The organism is Peptoniphilus sp. BV3AC2 (assembly GCF_000478945.1).
In the GTDB taxonomy this organism is placed as follows: Bacteria; Bacillota; Clostridia; order Tissierellales; family Peptoniphilaceae; genus Peptoniphilus_B; species Peptoniphilus_B duerdenii.
The window spans coordinates 63,547-80,675 of sequence record NZ_AWXD01000007.1; the positions used below are offsets into that span (position 1 = coordinate 63,547).

General features: G+C 32.9%; 18 protein-coding genes and 3 pseudogenes. 7 read left to right on the forward strand and 14 right to left on the reverse strand.

The genetic code is table 11. From position 1 onward, the window contains the following. Positions 1–86 precede the first annotated feature (86 nt). From HMPREF1252_RS00990 to HMPREF1252_RS01015, 6 genes are all read left to right on the forward strand, one after another. Positions 87–1,235 (forward strand): TlpA disulfide reductase family protein, encoded by a 1,149-nt coding sequence (locus tag HMPREF1252_RS00990; RefSeq protein WP_023059099.1) that lies wholly within the window; start codon positions 87–89, stop codon positions 1,233–1,235. A gap of 7 nt (positions 1,236–1,242) precedes the next feature. Continuing rightward, positions 1,243–1,395: a CD1871A family CXXC motif-containing protein gene (locus HMPREF1252_RS09780; RefSeq protein WP_036746696.1), complete on the forward strand. Its 153-nt coding sequence runs from the start codon at positions 1,243–1,245 to the stop codon at positions 1,393–1,395. A gap of 88 nt (positions 1,396–1,483) precedes the next feature. Then, positions 1,484–2,278: a 4Fe-4S binding protein gene (locus HMPREF1252_RS01000; RefSeq protein ID WP_369756119.1), complete on the forward strand. Its 795-nt coding sequence runs from the start codon at positions 1,484–1,486 to the stop codon at positions 2,276–2,278. Between the two features lie 123 nt (positions 2,279–2,401). Next, positions 2,402–3,055, forward strand: a complete 654-nt coding sequence (locus HMPREF1252_RS01005; protein ID WP_023059122.1) for a response regulator transcription factor — start codon at positions 2,402–2,404, stop codon at positions 3,053–3,055. Further along, positions 3,052–4,368 (forward strand): HAMP domain-containing sensor histidine kinase, encoded by a 1,317-nt coding sequence (locus tag HMPREF1252_RS01010; protein WP_023059037.1) that lies wholly within the window; start codon positions 3,052–3,054, stop codon positions 4,366–4,368. The genes HMPREF1252_RS01005 and HMPREF1252_RS01010 overlap by 4 nt, the downstream gene beginning before the upstream one ends. A 10-nt stretch (positions 4,369–4,378) precedes the next feature. Beyond that, positions 4,379–4,942, forward strand: a complete 564-nt coding sequence (locus tag HMPREF1252_RS01015; RefSeq protein ID WP_023058940.1) for a hypothetical protein — start codon at positions 4,379–4,381, stop codon at positions 4,940–4,942. 328 nt (positions 4,943–5,270) lie between these two features. On the opposite strand, the pseudogene HMPREF1252_RS10050 reads toward HMPREF1252_RS01015, so the two are convergent. From HMPREF1252_RS10050 to HMPREF1252_RS01075, 13 genes and pseudogenes are all read right to left on the reverse strand, one after another. Further along, positions 5,271–5,333, reverse strand: a pseudogene (locus tag HMPREF1252_RS10050) (hypothetical protein); the annotation flags it as partial. Beyond that, positions 5,305–5,709: pseudogene (locus tag HMPREF1252_RS01020) on the reverse strand (isochorismatase family protein); the annotation flags it as partial. The pseudogenes HMPREF1252_RS10050 and HMPREF1252_RS01020, both read right to left, overlap by 29 nt. A gap of 23 nt (positions 5,710–5,732) precedes the next feature. Continuing rightward, a pseudogene (locus HMPREF1252_RS01025) lies at positions 5,733–6,717 on the reverse strand (nucleotidyl transferase AbiEii/AbiGii toxin family protein). Further along, positions 6,710–7,321 (reverse strand): DUF6088 family protein, encoded by a 612-nt coding sequence (locus HMPREF1252_RS01030; RefSeq protein WP_023059005.1) that lies wholly within the window; start codon positions 7,319–7,321, stop codon positions 6,710–6,712. Before HMPREF1252_RS01030 ends, HMPREF1252_RS01025 begins: the two are co-directional and overlap by 8 nt. Before the next feature lie 273 nt (positions 7,322–7,594). Beyond that, positions 7,595–8,401: a CPBP family intramembrane glutamic endopeptidase gene (locus tag HMPREF1252_RS01035; protein WP_023058991.1), complete on the reverse strand. Its 807-nt coding sequence runs from the start codon at positions 8,399–8,401 to the stop codon at positions 7,595–7,597. A 151-nt stretch (positions 8,402–8,552) separates the two neighbouring features. After that, positions 8,553–9,473, reverse strand: a complete 921-nt coding sequence (locus HMPREF1252_RS01040) for a carbon-nitrogen hydrolase family protein (RefSeq protein ID WP_023059047.1) — start codon at positions 9,471–9,473, stop codon at positions 8,553–8,555. Between the two features lie 219 nt (positions 9,474–9,692). Beyond that, positions 9,693–10,244 (reverse strand): hydrolase, encoded by a 552-nt coding sequence (locus tag HMPREF1252_RS01045; RefSeq protein WP_008902539.1) that lies wholly within the window; start codon positions 10,242–10,244, stop codon positions 9,693–9,695. Beyond that, complete coding sequence (locus HMPREF1252_RS01050) at positions 10,241–11,182, reverse strand: PfkB family carbohydrate kinase (protein ID WP_023058936.1); 942 nt, start codon at positions 11,180–11,182, stop codon at positions 10,241–10,243. Before HMPREF1252_RS01050 ends, HMPREF1252_RS01045 begins: the two co-directional genes overlap by 4 nt. Before the next feature lie 10 nt (positions 11,183–11,192). Continuing rightward, positions 11,193–12,872, reverse strand: a complete 1,680-nt coding sequence (locus HMPREF1252_RS01055; RefSeq protein ID WP_023059077.1) for a phospho-sugar mutase — start codon at positions 12,870–12,872, stop codon at positions 11,193–11,195. Between the two features lie 9 nt (positions 12,873–12,881). Beyond that, entirely contained in the window at positions 12,882–13,349 is a 468-nt protein-coding gene (gene ybaK, locus HMPREF1252_RS01060; RefSeq protein WP_023058965.1) for a Cys-tRNA(Pro) deacylase, read from the reverse strand. A gap of 3 nt (positions 13,350–13,352) precedes the next feature. Continuing rightward, positions 13,353–14,156, reverse strand: coding sequence for a metal ABC transporter permease (locus tag HMPREF1252_RS01065; RefSeq protein ID WP_023059075.1), 804 nt, complete (start codon positions 14,154–14,156; stop codon positions 13,353–13,355). Then, a complete protein-coding gene (locus HMPREF1252_RS01070; protein ID WP_023059092.1) occupies positions 14,156–14,803 on the reverse strand; it encodes a metal ABC transporter ATP-binding protein in 648 nt (215 codons plus the stop codon). The genes HMPREF1252_RS01065 and HMPREF1252_RS01070 overlap by 1 nt, the downstream gene beginning before the upstream one ends. Before the next feature lie 36 nt (positions 14,804–14,839). Further along, a complete protein-coding gene (locus HMPREF1252_RS01075) occupies positions 14,840–15,949 on the reverse strand; it encodes a metal ABC transporter solute-binding protein, Zn/Mn family (protein ID WP_023059073.1) in 1,110 nt (369 codons plus the stop codon). 292 nt (positions 15,950–16,241) lie between these two features. On the opposite strand from HMPREF1252_RS01075, the gene rpmB reads away from it, so the two are divergent. Beyond that, on the forward strand, positions 16,242–16,433 hold the full coding sequence (rpmB, locus tag HMPREF1252_RS01080) for a 50S ribosomal protein L28 (protein ID WP_008902546.1): 192 nt from the start codon (positions 16,242–16,244) through the stop codon (positions 16,431–16,433). A 157-nt stretch (positions 16,434–16,590) separates the two neighbouring features. On the opposite strand, the gene HMPREF1252_RS01085 is transcribed toward rpmB, so the two are convergent. Continuing rightward, a complete protein-coding gene (locus HMPREF1252_RS01085; RefSeq protein ID WP_023058968.1) occupies positions 16,591–17,079 on the reverse strand; it encodes a GNAT family acetyltransferase in 489 nt (162 codons plus the stop codon). Positions 17,080–17,129 lie beyond the last annotated feature (50 nt).

Below are 17,129 nucleotides of genomic sequence, written 5' to 3' on the forward strand. Positions count from 1 at the left end.
TCATAATTTACCTATAGAATTGATTTATAAGCTATTGGGAAATAGATTTTATCCCGACAGATTACTTTTAAATTTTAGGAGGAAATATGAAAAAGAATTTACTTAAAACATTATCTCTTGTACTTACTATTTGTTTAAGTTTAAGTACAGTTGGTTGCCAAAAGAAAGATGGCAATGCAAAAAATAACAAAGAAATAAAAACTAATGAATCTGGTATGTCTTTTGAAGCTAATCAAAAAGACAATAACGAAACTTTCAAGCCTGCTGACTACTGTCTACAACCTAAGGACGAATACACCTACGAATTTCTAGGTCTTAAGTTCAAGTTAAACGACAAGATTCTAGAAGGTATGAAGAACAAAGATATTGGAATGCTAGATGACCAAAGTCCTATTGACCAAGATTTAAAGTATGCCATGTTAACTTTTAGTTCTCTTACTGAAGAACAAAAGAATGCAGAAATAAATAAGATGGGCGAAGGTTATGTTGAATGGCAAAACGGCCTTGAAAGAATCGGAACTCTTGGTATGTTCAAGAAAGGCACTTCCGAAGATGAAATTTCTAAAATTACTAAGTGTGATACTCACAAAAATCTAGGAACTTCTTCTGACGGAGAATTCGAATACTACCTAAGCACAAATAAAGCTAGCAAATTTGCTGAAGAACTAGATAAGACTGAAGTAAATATTATTGATAAAAAAGCTAGACCTGAAAATGGTTTTGTCCTAGCTGAAAAGACTGATCTTGAAAACACAGTTCCATTTGGTGGAGAAGGTGTAACTGATCTAAGTAATATCGTAACTAAAGATATCGAAGGCAAAGAATTTTCTAAGGCTGATTTCGAAAAATACGACCTAACCATGGTAAATGTATTTGCAACCTGGTGTACTGCTTGCGTTAAAGAAATCCCTGATCTAGTTAAACTTCAAGAAGAAATGAAGTCTAAAGGCGTTAATATCGTTGGAATCGTAACTGATACTGTAGATGATAACGGAGAAAATAAAGACGCAATCGAAAAATCAAAACTAATTCACGAAAAAACTAAAGCAAACTATCCATTCCTAATGCCTGATAAGACTAACTTCAATGGAAGACTTAACGGCATCCAAGCTCTACCAGAAACTTTCTTCGTAGATAAGAATGGAAAGATTGTTGGAGAAACTTATTCTGGTTCTCACAATTTCAATGACTGGAAAGAAATCGTTGAAAAAGAACTTGCAAATTTAAATAAATAAAATAAATATAATGAAAAAGATAATTAAAAGTCGCTACTTTACTCTTCTCCTTCTTGTAACGAGTGTGGCTATGACCTACTACGGATACCAAAATGGAGAAGTTAAAGTAGTGCTTGAAAAAGCCATAAGAATTTGTATGGAGTGTATCGGCATTGGATAATATTAAAACAGAAAAAAAGTTTAAATCCAAAAAAGAAATCTATAAGACTAGAGACAATTTTAGACATTGTTTTCAATTTCTCTGGTTTATGATCACCAATTCATTCTTTGAAGGATTTAAAACTGGAAAAATATATACTGGAAAACTAAAACAGCTTTGCGTTCCCGGCATGAACTGCTATTCATGTCCGGGAGCCAAAGGCTCCTGTCCCATCGGTTCTCTCCAAGCGGTAATAGGAAATTCAAATTATAAGTTTAGCTACTATGTAGTTGGTTTTCTATTCTTCATAGGAGCACTCATGGGTAGGTTTGTCTGCGGGTGGCTATGCCCCTTCGGACTAATCCAAGATCTACTCTACAAAATTCCTGGATTTAAAAAGATTAAAACTTTTAAATACGATAAATATTTAAGAAGATTGAAATATTTCATACTAATTGTATTTGTCATAATTCTACCCCTATTCCTAGTGGATGTACTTGGCCAAGGCTCACCATACTTCTGTAAGCTCATATGCCCTGTCGGCATGTTGGAAGGTGGAATCCCTCTAGTACTTCTAAATAAAACTATGAGGTCTGCCATTGGATTTTTATACTATTGGAAAGGCGCTATACTTATTGGTACCATCCTACTTTCAATAATAGTCTATAGACCTTTCTGCAAGTACATCTGCCCACTAGGAGCAATCTATTCACTTTTCAATCCAATCTCTATGTTTAGATATAGACTGGACAAGGACAAATGTATAAATTGTGGCAAATGTGCAAGAGTTTGCCAAATGAATGTAAATCCAGTTGAAAATTGCAATAGTTTAGAATGTATAAGATGTGCAAGGTGTAAGAATGCATGCCCTGTACACGCAATTGATTATAGTTTTAAAAACTAAGTATAAAAAAAGATGTTAACATAAAAGAATCATGGTTATAACTATGGTTCTTTTTTTATACATATCAAAATCCACACAATTAATCTGTTTTTTAGTATAATAATTATAAGTAAAGGAGGTATTATGAAAATATTAGTAGTTGAAGATGACCGTACCATAAGAGAAGGTATAAGTGAATATTTGAGCGAATTTAACTATACTGTCCTAGAGGCGAAGGATGGAAAAGAAGCATTACAAAAGTTTGGTCCATCTATAAATCTAGTCATTTTAGATATTCAAATACCTTTTATAAATGGACTTGAAGTCTTAAAAGAAATCAGGAAAACGAGCAATCTTCCAGTGCTTATGCTCACTGCATTTAACGACGAAGAATACAAAATAGATGCCTTTACAAATTTGGCAGACGGATATATGGAGAAGCCATTTTCTCTACCGGTTTTAAAAGCGAGAATCGACTCACTGATTAAGAAAAGTTACAAAGATGTAGAGCTCTTTGAATACAAAGACACAGAGGTAAACTTCACCAGCTACACAGCAAAGGTAGACGGTAAAAGTATAGACGTAAACGCCAAGGAACTAGAAATACTAAGATGTCTACTTGATAACGAAGGAAGAGCGCTTACAAGGTCTCAAATCATAGATAGTGTTTGGAAAGAAACGGAAGAGATCCCATTTGACAGAGTCATAGACGTATATGTAAAAGAGCTTAGAAAAAAACTAAAACTCGATTGCATAGTAACCATTCGAAATGTGGGATATAAATTGGAGAGAATATGAAAAATATAAAGATATTTCCAAAGATGTTCATACAGATTTTTTCAGTTCTTGGAACTATAACCATCCTAACTCACCTGCTTGTGTTCTTTATATTTCCAAAGACCTACTTAGAAACTAGAAAAGAAGAAATCTATACGAGAGCCAACGAAATTTCTGCCAGCATGGAAGGTAGAAAGATAGAAAATATAGAAGAAGCTTTAAAACTATACTCTGAAAGCAGTGAAATAAAAGCCTATGTAAAATCTAAAGAAAACGAAAATGAAATCCCGGTTGGAGATATAAATATTGATCTAGAGGGCTCAAACAACTCTCTAATTCTCGAAGAAAGAGAGATCAGCCTCGATACAGGAGAAAAGGTTGAGTTGCAATTCATATCTTCAAAAGATATGCAGAAAGAGGCGAAGAATCTGAGTTTTAAATTTCTTCCCTATTCCCTATCCGCTTCAATTCTATTTTCAGCGATAGTTTCACTAATCTATGCGAGGATGATTAAAAATAATATACAAGAGATAAAAAATGTCACAGACAAGATGATGGAGCTAAATCGTCAGGTCAGACTAAAGGTGGACTCAAAAGATGAAATGGGGCAGCTTAAAGAGCAGATAAATACTCTCTACTCCACACTTTTAAAATCCATCGACGATGTAGAAATAAAAAATTCAGAAATTCTAAAGCTTGAAAAATTAAAATACGACTTCTTGAAGGGATCCTCCCACGAACTCAAAACTCCACTTGCAAGTCTTAAGATAATCCTTGAAAACATGAAGTACAAAATTGGAAAATACAAGGACAGAGACCATTATATCGATGAATGCATAGAAATTGCCGATGAACTCTCTCAAAATATTTCTCAAATACTCACCGTTTCATCTTTAGAAAATTTAAAGGACGATGAAGAAGAAGTAAAGGTTTCTGAAATCTTGGATGGAGTTTTAAATAAGTATGAACTCATGGCCAACCAAAAACATATTAGTATAAAAAATAATATTTCCGAAGAAAAAATATATATTGGAAGGACCGCCCTTCGAATAATACTATCCAATTTAATTTCCAATGCAGTTAAATATTCCGACGAATATGGTAGTATAAATATAGGATCAGAAAAAGGATATATATACATCGAAAACACTTATAAAAATAAAAGTAGTATCGATATAGATAAAATCTTTGATGTAAATTTTGATCTAAGTAAGAAGAATAGCAATGGACTGGGGCTCTATATAGTTAGTAGTCTTCTTAAAAACTACAAGATTAAGTATAGAGCAACCCAAGGCGATTCAAGTTTTAAATTTGAAATAGAGTTAAATAGATAAGGAGAAAAAAATGTTTATATTAGAATTATACCAAAATGGAATAAGCACAGAGCTAGGACTATTTGACACCATAGAAGAAGGAAGAAAATTTGTATCTCAACTTAAAGGATACAAATTTGAAGAGATAGACGGATTTGAATACGAAACTATAAAGCTAGATTCAATCTCTGACTATATGGAACTAGAAATAAATGGCAACATAGTACCACTAACTAAGTTTATGTTTACAGAAGATGGCGATGTAGAAGTATATTGGAAAGAAATTCCAAACCTATCTAAAAAAGGAAAAGGAATCTTAGAAGGTGCAACGAGAGTAGATGCCTACACAGTAGCAAATTCAGATTTAAGAGAATATATCGAAGCGAGAGAAAATAATTATTTAGAAGTAAAGAAAAATCTAGAAAAGAAAGGCTACCAAGTAGAAAGAGCCTACTTCGGATCAGAAGACGGAGAAGCAATCCTATATAGAAAAAAAGATTCAGAAGATTGGCACTTCTTAACCCATATGGACCCAGAATTCACAGAAGAATTCGATTTAGATGAATGTTTAGAAATGGTAGAAGAAGATAAATAATTATTTAAAGGCTATGAGAATTAACTCATAGCCTTATAATCTTTTTCTATTTCAAAAAATCTAAATCTATCCGGAACTAATCTTAATCTACCATTTCGCTTATGGATAAGAGTTCACATTAATGGGGTCAGGTCAATTTTGCAGACAATGTCTGGCAAATTGGATATCATAAATATTACCTTTAAATCCATCGATTGCTAAATGCCTATTTTGACATTATTTTTAATTCACTCTCTCTCATTATCAAATCCATTAAAATACTCTTCAGTATATAAAACCTGAACTTCTCCGGACCAATTAAGTATTGAACCGATAAAATCATTAATATCTAATCCGGGCATTTCATAAATTTCTTCATCTCCAAATGTTCCCGAAGCATCTTCAATAAAAATAGTTTCATAGCCTCTGTCGGAACATATAATGCTCGAAAATAAACAACAATACTCCGTATTGAAACCGCAAATATAAACTTTAGACACTTCATTGTCTTTTAAAACTTGGGCAAGATTGGTTTTATAAAACGGATTACATGACGTCTTTTCAAGCACATAATCTCCCAATCCTAGAAGTTCTTCGCAGATTTCCACATCATCGGAGCCTTTAAAATATGGGCTGTCGATATCATTCGAAAGATGCTTGAATAATATTACAACATCATTATTCTTTTTGAAATCATCAATTAGAATTTTAATATTATTTAGCGTATCAGAAAAATCTTTTTTCTTTAATATCCCCTTTTGTACATCCAATACTATTAGTGCATTCATTATAATCTCCTTAATTTTACTTATTACTTATTAATTTCTTTTTCTAGTTCTTGAAGAACTTTTATAATCTCTTCAAACTTTGGATATTCTCCATATATCATTTCTGACATAGCCTTATAATCTTTTTCTATTTCAGAAAATCGGTACTCTCTTGGAACTAACTTCAATTTGCCAATTAATGCATCTTCATACCTAGCCCACTTTCTAGGGTAGAATTTCATCTTAAATTCAGTCACTTTTTTTAGTAATTCTTTATCCTCTAAGGCTTTGTTTTTAAAATCTGAATTTGCTATTTTATATAGGTCATAAAAGTGTCTTGCATACCTATGTGGCATAGAAGAAGATTCTGGTCTATTCGCTTCATGATGAAGTATAGTTGCCTTTTCCCAAAAGGTTCTCTCTGCTGAGACTGTTCTTATATTAGTTTTTTCTTTAAATACATTTGGATATGCTTCACTAATTATTGGTGAAATTTTAACTCTAATTGCAGGTGTCCATGCTGCAAGGCTTCCTATTTCAAGCCTTATATTTTGTGTCAAATAGTTAGATTCAAAAATTTTAGGATATTTACATAGAATTGTTTGTGGGTTTATTGTATCTATTGAAAATTCAAAATCAAAATTCTTTAAATCTTGTTCTAAAACTTTTAAAAATTCATCTTTTAAAAATTCTTCTGTTTTTTCGTTAACTTCTTTATTGAATTTATCTTGCTTGGTATTTGACCTTTCTAACCATGGTTCTCTTTCTTCATATCCTAATACTCTCCAGTCTAAGATTAGATCTATATCATAAGACAAATCTTTCTATCAGTCCAAAACATTTAGAAAGTGATGTGCCACCTTTAAAGGTAAAATATTCCTTCCATTTATTTTCATTAAATAAATAGTCTAAGATAAAAGTAACCCAATAGTCTTTTTCAATAACTGCTTCAGATATATTTTTCTTTCTGGCTGTATTTACTATTAAAACTCTTAAGTCTTCTTTGTTTTCCACATAAAACTTATTCATTTTTGTCCTCAGAAATTTCTCTTATTACTTCATATATCCATGATGGCGCTGATTTTGATTCATTCATTAAGTCTGTTCTTTCTTTTTCAGTTAAGCTTTCTCTTATCTTTTGTATAACTTCGTTAGTTATATTTTCTTTGCCCAAAGACTTAATTGCTTGAATAACTGTCGCTGTCTTTAGGGACATATTGGCAATTTCTCCTGGATTTACTTTTTTAAATTCTAAAACCATATCCCCAATTTTATATTCCTTATATCTTCCACTAGATATATATTTATAGTGAGTTGGTACTTGTGTGGATAGTCCTAATAAGTTTAAGGCTGTGCTACTATATGGTGCAATATTCCAATTATATTTTCTTGCTATGGCAAGTGCTAACTCGTGAATTGATACTGCTTCGTACTCTCCAATTAATTCACTGTATCTTGGATTGTAATAAAAGCCATCAATGACACGCTTAATTTTTCTTTCATTAACCATTCTATTCAATGTCTTTCTAGCAGTTTCATAAGAAGCAATATCTAAAAAGTCATTAGCAAAAAATACTTTATGTGAGTCAAAATCATTTATTTTATCTGATATTTTTTCTGTATATGAACTCATTACAATCCTCCTTTGTCCCAAATATCATATCATATCTGGGACAAAGGTTCAATTGCACTTAAATTTCATATCCTTTTTTATTACTTCCTTGGATAAGATAATGTATTATGGGATACGATATCTTTATTTAGTCTTTCGTATATATTTTTCATGTATGGTTCATCATCTCATTGCATTTATCAACAAACAAGTTTACATTTTATTTGTTAAATTATTTGAGCATGAAAAACCACCTTAGTGACGATTAAGGTGGTTTCTTTTATTTTATTATTTTTAAATAGTTTTTTTATTTAGATTTTTAAGCGAATATAATCCTATTGATATTAATGCTACATAAATTACTATTCCAATTGGGCTTAGTCCCTGGTCTAGTATCGGCACCATCACCAACGAATTGTTTACAGCGTGAACGATGATTGGAGCTTTGATCGACCTTTCCATGTGGTAAACATATGCGAGGACCAGTCCCATAAAAAATGTATTCGGAGTCTGCAAAATATTGAAATGGTAAATTCCAAAAACTAACGCCGTCAAAAATATTGTCATCTTCAGAGAGGTTTCTTTCTTCAATTCCTCAAATAAAACTCCCCTGAAAAGTATCTCTTCAACTATTGGTGCTCCAAAAACAACTGCAAAAATAATTATTATTCCGTCCAAAGGTCCATTTACTTTAAATACACTTTCCATTAGATCGTTGGCAGATTTTAAAAGTTCAGAGCCGGCAAATACTTTAGTTATTATATTTGTAAACATAATTCCAAAACCGACAGTGCCTAGTCCAACTCCTACTAATTTAATCGGTTTGTCGATCTTTCCCATTTGGATATATCTTCTATTTAATTTAGCAACAAAAGCTTTGTTCCTCTTTTTTATAAAAAATGTTAAAATAATCATCTTCAAAATTTGTCCAGCTAGAATTCCATAGGCTGCAAAATCTTTAGAATTTAGTATGTTGCCAGTTTTAATATTAGAAATAAATCCAGGAACAAGCAATCCTACAATTGCATCTATAAATATATTAAAAATTAAAAATCCTATGATTATTAGAAATGCTTTTATAAATCTTTTAGTTTTTTCCATATCTTTCCCTCCTTTTGTAAAACTTTCTCTTATAAACCATTATAATAGATACCTATATGAAAAAACCACCTTTACGGTGGCTTTCGCTGTTAGTATGGAATTTTTATTTTATTAAATTTTGAACTCACAAATATAATTTAGAATACAAGAATTATTTATCGTTTACTTTAAGTTCAAGTACATCAGGACGAGCATAGTGACCGATAGCGTCATGTTCCATTTTGCAAGCAGAAACCAAACTCATATCAAGCTCTGCATAAATAATCGTTTCTTCATCCCACACAGGCTCTGTCAAATAATGTCCATAAGGATCAATTATACAGCTTCCACCTCTACATACAAATTCTGGAAGTTTAGTTACAACATCGTACTCACACAAGTCAGAAGGATATGAACTGCGTCTGATAATCATATCTGCATTTACAAAGAAACATTTGCCCTCGATTGCAATATGTTGAATGGTAGCTTGCCACTCAGGATTGTCATTAGTGTTAGGTGAAATATAAATGGTAATACCTTTTTGGTAAAGTGCCACACGAGCAAGGGGCATATAGCTTTCCCAACAAATCATGCTACCTATTGGACCCCATGGTGTTTCAGTTATAGGGAAATAGTCCTTATTTGCATCTCCCCACACTACACGTTCAGAGCCAGTTGGTTTTAATTTTCTGTGTACTTTATATGATCCATCTGGTTCAAAAATAACATTGCTATTGTAGAGCGTTCCGCTTACGGCATCTCTCTCAGAAAAACCAATGCTGATATAAGCTCCTATTTTTTTCGCTTTCTCTGAAAGTTGTTGGAACTCAGTATCTCCAACTACAATGGAAGCATCGTAGTATCTCTTCCAATCCTTACGACCATCCTCATTTCGTTTCCCAACGCTAAATCCGAAATTCATACCAACAGGATATCCTGGAATAAATAGTTCCGGAAAAACAATTAATTCTGAATTTTGGCTAGCAGCTTCATCAATATATTGAAGCGCCTTTTCAAGGGATGCACTTTTATTAAACATAACTGGTTCCGCTTGTACTAATGCGATTTTACAAGTGTTTTCGATATTTTTCATACCAGTAACTTCACTCCTCATATAATTAAAATTTGTTACACTAACATAATATCACAGCATTTTTCTGTTTACAATAAACTAATTTATTGTGCTTACATTAGGATTAATTCTGTAACTAGCATCCTTTTATTCCCTGTCTTTGTAGTTTGTTTTTTCTTCAATATTTTTAAGCATGAAAAAACCACCTTTGCGGTGGCTTTTGCTGTTAGTATGGAAATTTTATTTTATTAAATTTTGTACTTTTTTAAATTCATCAGAGCCTGCTTTTTTAAGTAGGTCGAATAGTACTGTTTCTGTGGTAGTTATAACACAGCCTAGTTCTCTTAAGTTTTTAAGTGCATTTTTGTAATTTAGTTTTGCTCTAGATCCTACTGCATCACTTACGATGAATACTTCATATCCTGCTTCTATCATATCTCTTGCGGTTTGGAATACGCAGATATGAGTTTCAATCCCTGTTATGATTACTTGTTTTATTCCTTGTTTTTCAAATTCAGCTTTGAAATTTTCGTCCTTCATGCAGGAGAAATAAGATTTTTCAAGTTCTATTGAATCTCCAAGTGGCTTTCTTATTTCTGCATTCATTGGTCCAAGTCCCTTTGGATATTGGAGGGTGATTACATTTTTCATGCCCATTATTTCAGATGCTTTTGCTAGTATTATATTATTTTTTAGTACGTCATCTTTGTTAAATATGGCTGCTAGTAGTTTGTCTTGGATATCTATGAATAGAAATCCAGCCTTATCTCTTTCTAATTCAAATCTTTTCAATTTAGCCTCCTTAGTACAACTTTGTTCATTATCTCTTTAATATCGCTCATATCCACATCGTTTTCGCTTTTATAGTTTTTAAATGCGGATATTGCAAATGCAAGTTTTAATGTGGTGTCTAAACTATATTTTTTACTAAGTCCAAGGGCAAGTCCTGTGAGCATTAGATTTTTATCCAATGTTGATACTTCCATTCCTTCTATGGAAAGTTTATAGGATTCATCTTTGCTTACAAATACTGCAGACACTCTACCTAGTGCTACTACCATTTCGTAAATATTTAGCTTAGGTTGTAGTGATCTTACTACGTCTTTGTCGTAGCTAATTGGATCTCCTGTTAATTTTTGCAGTTGAGTCTTGTCGATTACTAGTCCCTTGATCTTTGTATTTTTTATAAGTACTTCATCTCTAAAGGATGCTACTACTTCTTTCTTATTATTTTCTGCAATTATCGCTACATTTTCGTAGAAGTCAGACTCTAAATTTAAATTGTCCGTTTCATTTAGCACGAGAATTCCATCTTCTTTTGAAATTTCGTTGATTCTTGAAAGTATTTCTGTCTCCGTTGCTGAAGTCATCCTAGGAGTTTTTGAGATGATGTCGAACGATTTGTTTTCTTCATCTTCTACTTCTCCATCTTTATTCTCACAGTTTATTGTAACTTTAACCTGTTCAACGGATTCGTCCAATAATTTTACAATGTCTGTATCTATTCTTAAATTTTCAAGATATTCCCTGATTATTTTTCCATTTTCTAAGCCTAGACAGGTCAAAACCTTGGAATTTTCTCCAAGTTTTTTAAGGGTCATCGCTGATGTAACCCCTGTTGTACCTATGCTTCTACTGGTAGTTTGAGCGGTATTTTCTCTATCTCTTGTAAATCCATCGAGGCTATATTCTTTTATGAGCCTTGGATTAAAGTCACAAAAACAAATCATATTTTCTCCTTTACTCTACACTTAAAAGTGTACTTTCTACAACTTTTGCAATTTTAGAAACTTTGTCCCTTGACTCTATTCTATCATTACTTTTCGCATAGATGTATAGTTTTATTTTTGGTTCAGTTCCAGATGGTCTGACTGCGAACCAAGACCCGTCTTCCAATTTGTAGATAAGCACATTGGAGCTTGGATTTCCATTGAATCCATGGAGGTAGTCATTTACTTCTCTTACTTTGATGTCGCCAAATTCTTTAAACTCTGTCTTTCTGAAGTAATCCATCATCCTTCCAATTCTCTTTTGGCCTTCGATTCCTTCCAGAACTATACTCTTTAGATATTCTGTGTAGTATCCATATTCTCTAAACATTTTTTCTAGAACTTCGTATAGAGTTAGTCCTTGTTTTTTATAGTATGCCGCCATTTCACAGATGAGCATGGAGATAATCACTCCGTCCTTGTCCCTTACATGGTTGCCATATACATATCCTATGGATTCTTCATATCCGAATATAAAGTCGTGTTCCTTGGTTTTATCCCAAATATTTGGGAGGTTACAGATATTTTTAAATCCTGTCAAAGTTTCAAAAGTTTCAACGCCAAATGATTTTGCAATTTTCTCTGACATATCTCCTGTCACTATGGATTTTACGATTGCACCTTTTTGTGAAATTTTATTCTTTTCTTTAAGTCCACTTAAGATGTAGTAAGTTAGCATTGAACCTATTTGGTTCCCATTAAAAGCGTAGTAACCACCTTCGTACTTGCCAAGCATAGCAACTCTGTCACAGTCTGGGTCAGTTGCAAAGACAAGTTCTGCATCAGTCTTTTCCCCAAGAGCTACCGCATATTTAAATGCAGCTACATCTTCCGGGTTCGGATATCCAACTGTGGTGAAGTCTGGATCCGGATTTTCTTGTTCAGGTACAACTTCCACATTTTTAAATCCACGCACTTGTAGCACATGTCTTACCGGTTTGTTTCCAGTTCCGTTAAGTGGTGTGTATACGATTTTGATACCTAAATCTAGTTCGTCATCGTCGTGGATTCTTCTCTTTAGAGTTTCTTCGAAGTAGGATTCGTCCAAGTCATGTTTTAAAACTTCTACCAATCCAGATTTTTTTGCTTCTTCTAGGCTTGGTAAATCTTCTATATTATAGGTAGATTCTTTAATATTATTTTGAATTTCACTTGCGATATCGTCTAGGATTTGAGATCCTTCGTCCCAATAGACTTTGTATCCATTATAAATTTTTGGATTGTGGGAAGCAGTTATAACTATTCCCGCTTGTGTTTTTAAGTATCTAACCGCATAGGATAGCATAGGAGTTGGTCTAATTCCATCGAATATATAACATTTAACTCCCATACTTGCAAATACTCTTGCAGCAATTTCTGTAAATTCTTTGGACTTATGTCTTACGTCATGGGCAATTACAACGCCTTTTTCCTTGCCGCCTTCTCTTGCAAGTACAGTCTTCGCTAAGCCTTTTGTGGCTCTTGCGATTACGTATTCGTTCATTCTATTGGTTCCAAGTCCAAGGATTCCTCTTAGTCCTGCTGTACCAAATTCCAAATCTTTATAAAATCTATCATTGATTTCAGAGTCTTTTAAATTTTTTAGTTCTTCTCTTTCACTTTCATTTAAAAAACTAGAGTTAATCCATTCTTCATAAGTTTTTCTATACATTTTATCCCTCTATTCTTTGATTAAGTCGCAGAACTTAGCATTTACAAGACTTGCTAAATCCTTTGGGTTTATAATTATCTGTTCTCCAATATGACCTGCAGATACGTAGAACTCTTCCAAATTTTCCGCATCCTTATGGATAAATGTCGGAAATAATTTCTTCATGCCAACGGGAGAGCATCCTCCGTGGATGTATCCTGTTAGTGGCAAGAGGTTCTTTGCCTTTAACATTTCTATTTTCTTGACTCCACAGGCTTTTGCAGCCTTTTTAAGATCCAAATTATCGTCACTTGGAATTACAAATACAAAATTTAAATCTCCAGATTCAGTTACCAAGGTTTTATAGACCATCTTAGTGTCTACTCCAAGCTTTTCCGCTGCGTCTACTCCACTTAAAGCTTCGTCCGGATCATAGGAACTGGTTCTGTAATTAATTTTGTGACTGTCTAATATTCTCATTACATTTGTTTTTTTCATTAATTATTTACCCCATTTTTTATTATTCAAAAGAATTACCACCACTAGAGTTATGACTCCAAGTAGGACAATGGTTCCACCTGGCTTAAGTCCAAGGTAGAAGGATAGAAAAAGTCCAGTTATGGTAAAAAATATTCCAAATAAAGATGACATAACCGTCGTCTTAAAATATGATTTTTCAAATTGCATAGCACAGGCAACCGGAAGAATCATAAGGGAACTGATTATTAAAATCCCAACGGTTCTTGCAGATAGTGAAACTGTAAGTGCAACCAAAATCATAAATATTAAATTGATACGGTCCACTGGAACTCCACTTATTTTAGCAGAATTTTCGTCGAATGATATATATAGTAGATCTCTATAAAAATATACAAATAAAAGTAGTACCACCGCTGATACAAAGATTACTATCCACATCTCTTCATCTGTTATTGCAACTATTGAACCAAATAAAAACGATTCAAAATTTGTCCTCGTCTTTACAAATCCAGTTAATAATGCAGCAAGACCTATTCCTGTACTCATGGTGATAGAAGTGGACAGGTCTGCATATCCTGGAAGTTTTTTACGAATAATTTCTATAAAAATTGCTGAAAATACGCAGAGCACTATGCTCATAAGTAGTGGCTGAAAACTCATTACAGATCCTAGCATAACGCCTGCAAGTGCCACGTGGCTCATGGCGTCTCCTATGATGGACATCTTTTTGTTTACTACCACCACACCCATAAGCGGAATAATAAGGCTTATGATGCATCCAACTATCAACGCTTTCACCATGTAAGGATAAGAAAATATTTCCATCATAGCCTCCTTATCTTCTTTTCACTAAGTTCAAAAGTTTTATTTAAGTATTTTGAAACATCTCTAAGTTCGTGGGTTATTACCAAGATTGTTTTATCATGAGCAGCATTTAGATGGTGAAGGAGCTCATAGAGACTTCTTCTAGAGTTTTCATCAACTCCATTTGTCGGCTCATCTAAAATTAAAAATTTTGTATTTTTAACGAGAGCCTTGGCAATTAGAACCCTCTGTCTCTGTCCTCCACTTAGTTTTGAATAGAGAGTTTCATATTCTTCTTCCATTCCAACTTGGGAAAGTGCATATAGAATTGAATCTTTTATCTCTGGTGAAACTTTTTTAAATCCCCTAAGCCTGTCATAAAATGCAAGACTTACTAATTCTCCAACGGTGATTGGAAATTCCCTTGTGGTTCCTATTTGAAGTTGAGGAACGTATCCTATATCTGTGGATTCTATTCCAGTAGTATAAATTTTACCAGAATCTGGTTCTAATTCCTTCAAAATAAGTTTCATAAGAGTGGATTTTCCCGAACCATTTCGACCTATTAAGGCTGCGAAATCTCCCTTTTCAATTTCTAAATTTACATCGTCTAGAATAATATCTCTTTCATAGGCGAATGTTAAGTTTTCTATCTTAAGTATACTCATAATAAAATGGGAAGTCTAAGACTTCCCCTCCTTTTTCTAATTTAATGCTTCTTCAAGATTCTTTAGATTATCTCTCATTATTGAGAAGTAATCTACACCTTTATTCATGTCGTCTTCACTAATTCCTTCGATTGGATTTAAAGTTCTTACTTCTGCACCAGTTTCTTTTGAAATAGTTTCAACTATTTTCGGATTCATAGCTTCTTCTGTAAATATAATCTTAATGCCTTTTTCTTTTACAAGTTCGATTATTTCTTTTATAGTCTTAGCATCTGGTTCAGATTCAGCCATAACTCCTTCGATTCCCTTTTGAGTTAGTCCATATTCATTACATAGATACCCAAAAGCCTCATGGCTTACTACAATTTCGTTGGATTTGATATTTGCAAGTCCATCTTTGTATTCGCTGTCTAGTTTAGTAAGTTCATCTGTATATTTTTTAAGATTTTCTTCGTAGAAATCTTTGTTTTCTTCATCAAGAGCAACTACTGCTTCTGTAATGTTTTTAAGCATTATTTGAGCATTTTTTGGACTTAACCATACGTGTGGATCATTTGGTCCATGGTGATGATGGTGATGTCCGTGTTCATGTTCATCGTGGTTGTGATTATTTTCGTTATGATTTCCATTGTCATGATTGTGATTGTCATGATTATGATTGTTGTGGTTATTGTGGTTATGATTGTTGTGATTGTGGTCTTCGCCTTCATGATTGTGATCATGATCTTCATCTTCGTGGTCGTGATCGTGTTCTTCGTGGTTAGCTAAAAGATTTACGCCTTCAGATGCTTCAACGAATTTGATGTCCTTATTGATTGCTGATTTTACTTTATCTATATAGGATTCAAGTCCAGCTCCATTGTATATGAAAAGATCTGCATTTGTAATGTTTTTCATATCTTCTGCAGATGGTTCAAAGTCATGGGCGCTTTGGTTGCCTGATTCTAGGTAGACTACGTTCATCTTATCTCCAACGATTTTCTTTGTAAAATCATAGATTGGATAGATGGTTGTGTAGATGGTTTTAGTAGTTCCATCACTTGTTTCGTTTGATGCGCTATTTGTAGTTTTATTATTTGATTTGCAGCCTACAAGAAGTACACTTAGCGCAAGTACTACTGCAAAATATTTCTTAATGCTATTCATATTTCCTCCTGTATTATCATTAAAAAATTTGAGTTCATTTTTTTAAAATTTTTCTAAATGATATTTAGTTGAACATCGGTGCATAAATACATATGTCCAGGTATTCATAAATAATAATGAATCTCATAATCTATATATTACCACTTATTAAAATTTTTTCAAATATTATTTTTTCTGGACAATTTTTAAAAAAAAGTATATAATCTATTGGTACATTATGAGCTGAAAAATTTGCAATTATATATTAAACTGTGTTAAAATATAGAGTGCAATTAAGAATGGAGGTGGCACTATGGCAAAAAAATGTGAAATCTGTGGAAAACAAAGAGTATTTGGTAATACAATATCTTTCTCACATAAAAGAGGTAATAGATCTTGGGCTCCAAACCTAAGAAGAGTAAGAGCCGTTGTTAACGGAACTACAAAAAGAATCGACGTTTGTACTAGATGCTTAAGAAGCGGAAAGGTAGAAAGAGCACTTTAAGGCTTCCTATTTAATAGAAGCCTTTTTTTAAACCTTCTTTTGGGAGGTTTTTTTATTGCATATATGAAAAGCCCCCAAAAATTTTTTGGAGGCTTTTTTTAAACTTATATTAATTTATTTTTTTACTTTTTATTATTTAAGTTTTAAATTTTATTTTTTATTTTTTTGAAATCTTTTGGAACGCTTCCCTTGGGCTTCCATCATCTATTTTAATTACACCACAATAGGTAAATCCATTTTCTCTTATCTTATCAAGCATCTTATGGTTGTTCTTGTGTGTGTCTATTCTTAAGTTTTCAAATTTTTCTTCAGAAAACTTTATAATTTCTGACATAATTCCTCTAGCTTTTCCAGAGCTTGCCACTCTATGCAAGGTCGCATAAGGCTCATCATTTAACCATTTGCCATCTATTTCAAGATAGGTTTTATCTTCTCCATATATAAGTGCAAATGCACCCACAATTTCATCAAAATCTACTACCTTGTAGAGATTTTTATTTTCTATATCCCTTTCCAAAGTTTCTTTAGATGGTTTGTTATCTCCCCACTGGGTTTTGTTTCCGCTATTTTTCATAAATTCTCTAGCTTCTCTATATATTTCTAGAAGTTTATCAAGATCCGTTTTTTTCGCTAATTCTATTTTCATAATTTCTCCATGTAAATAAATTGTACCCAGGATTTCTCCTGGGTAATTAT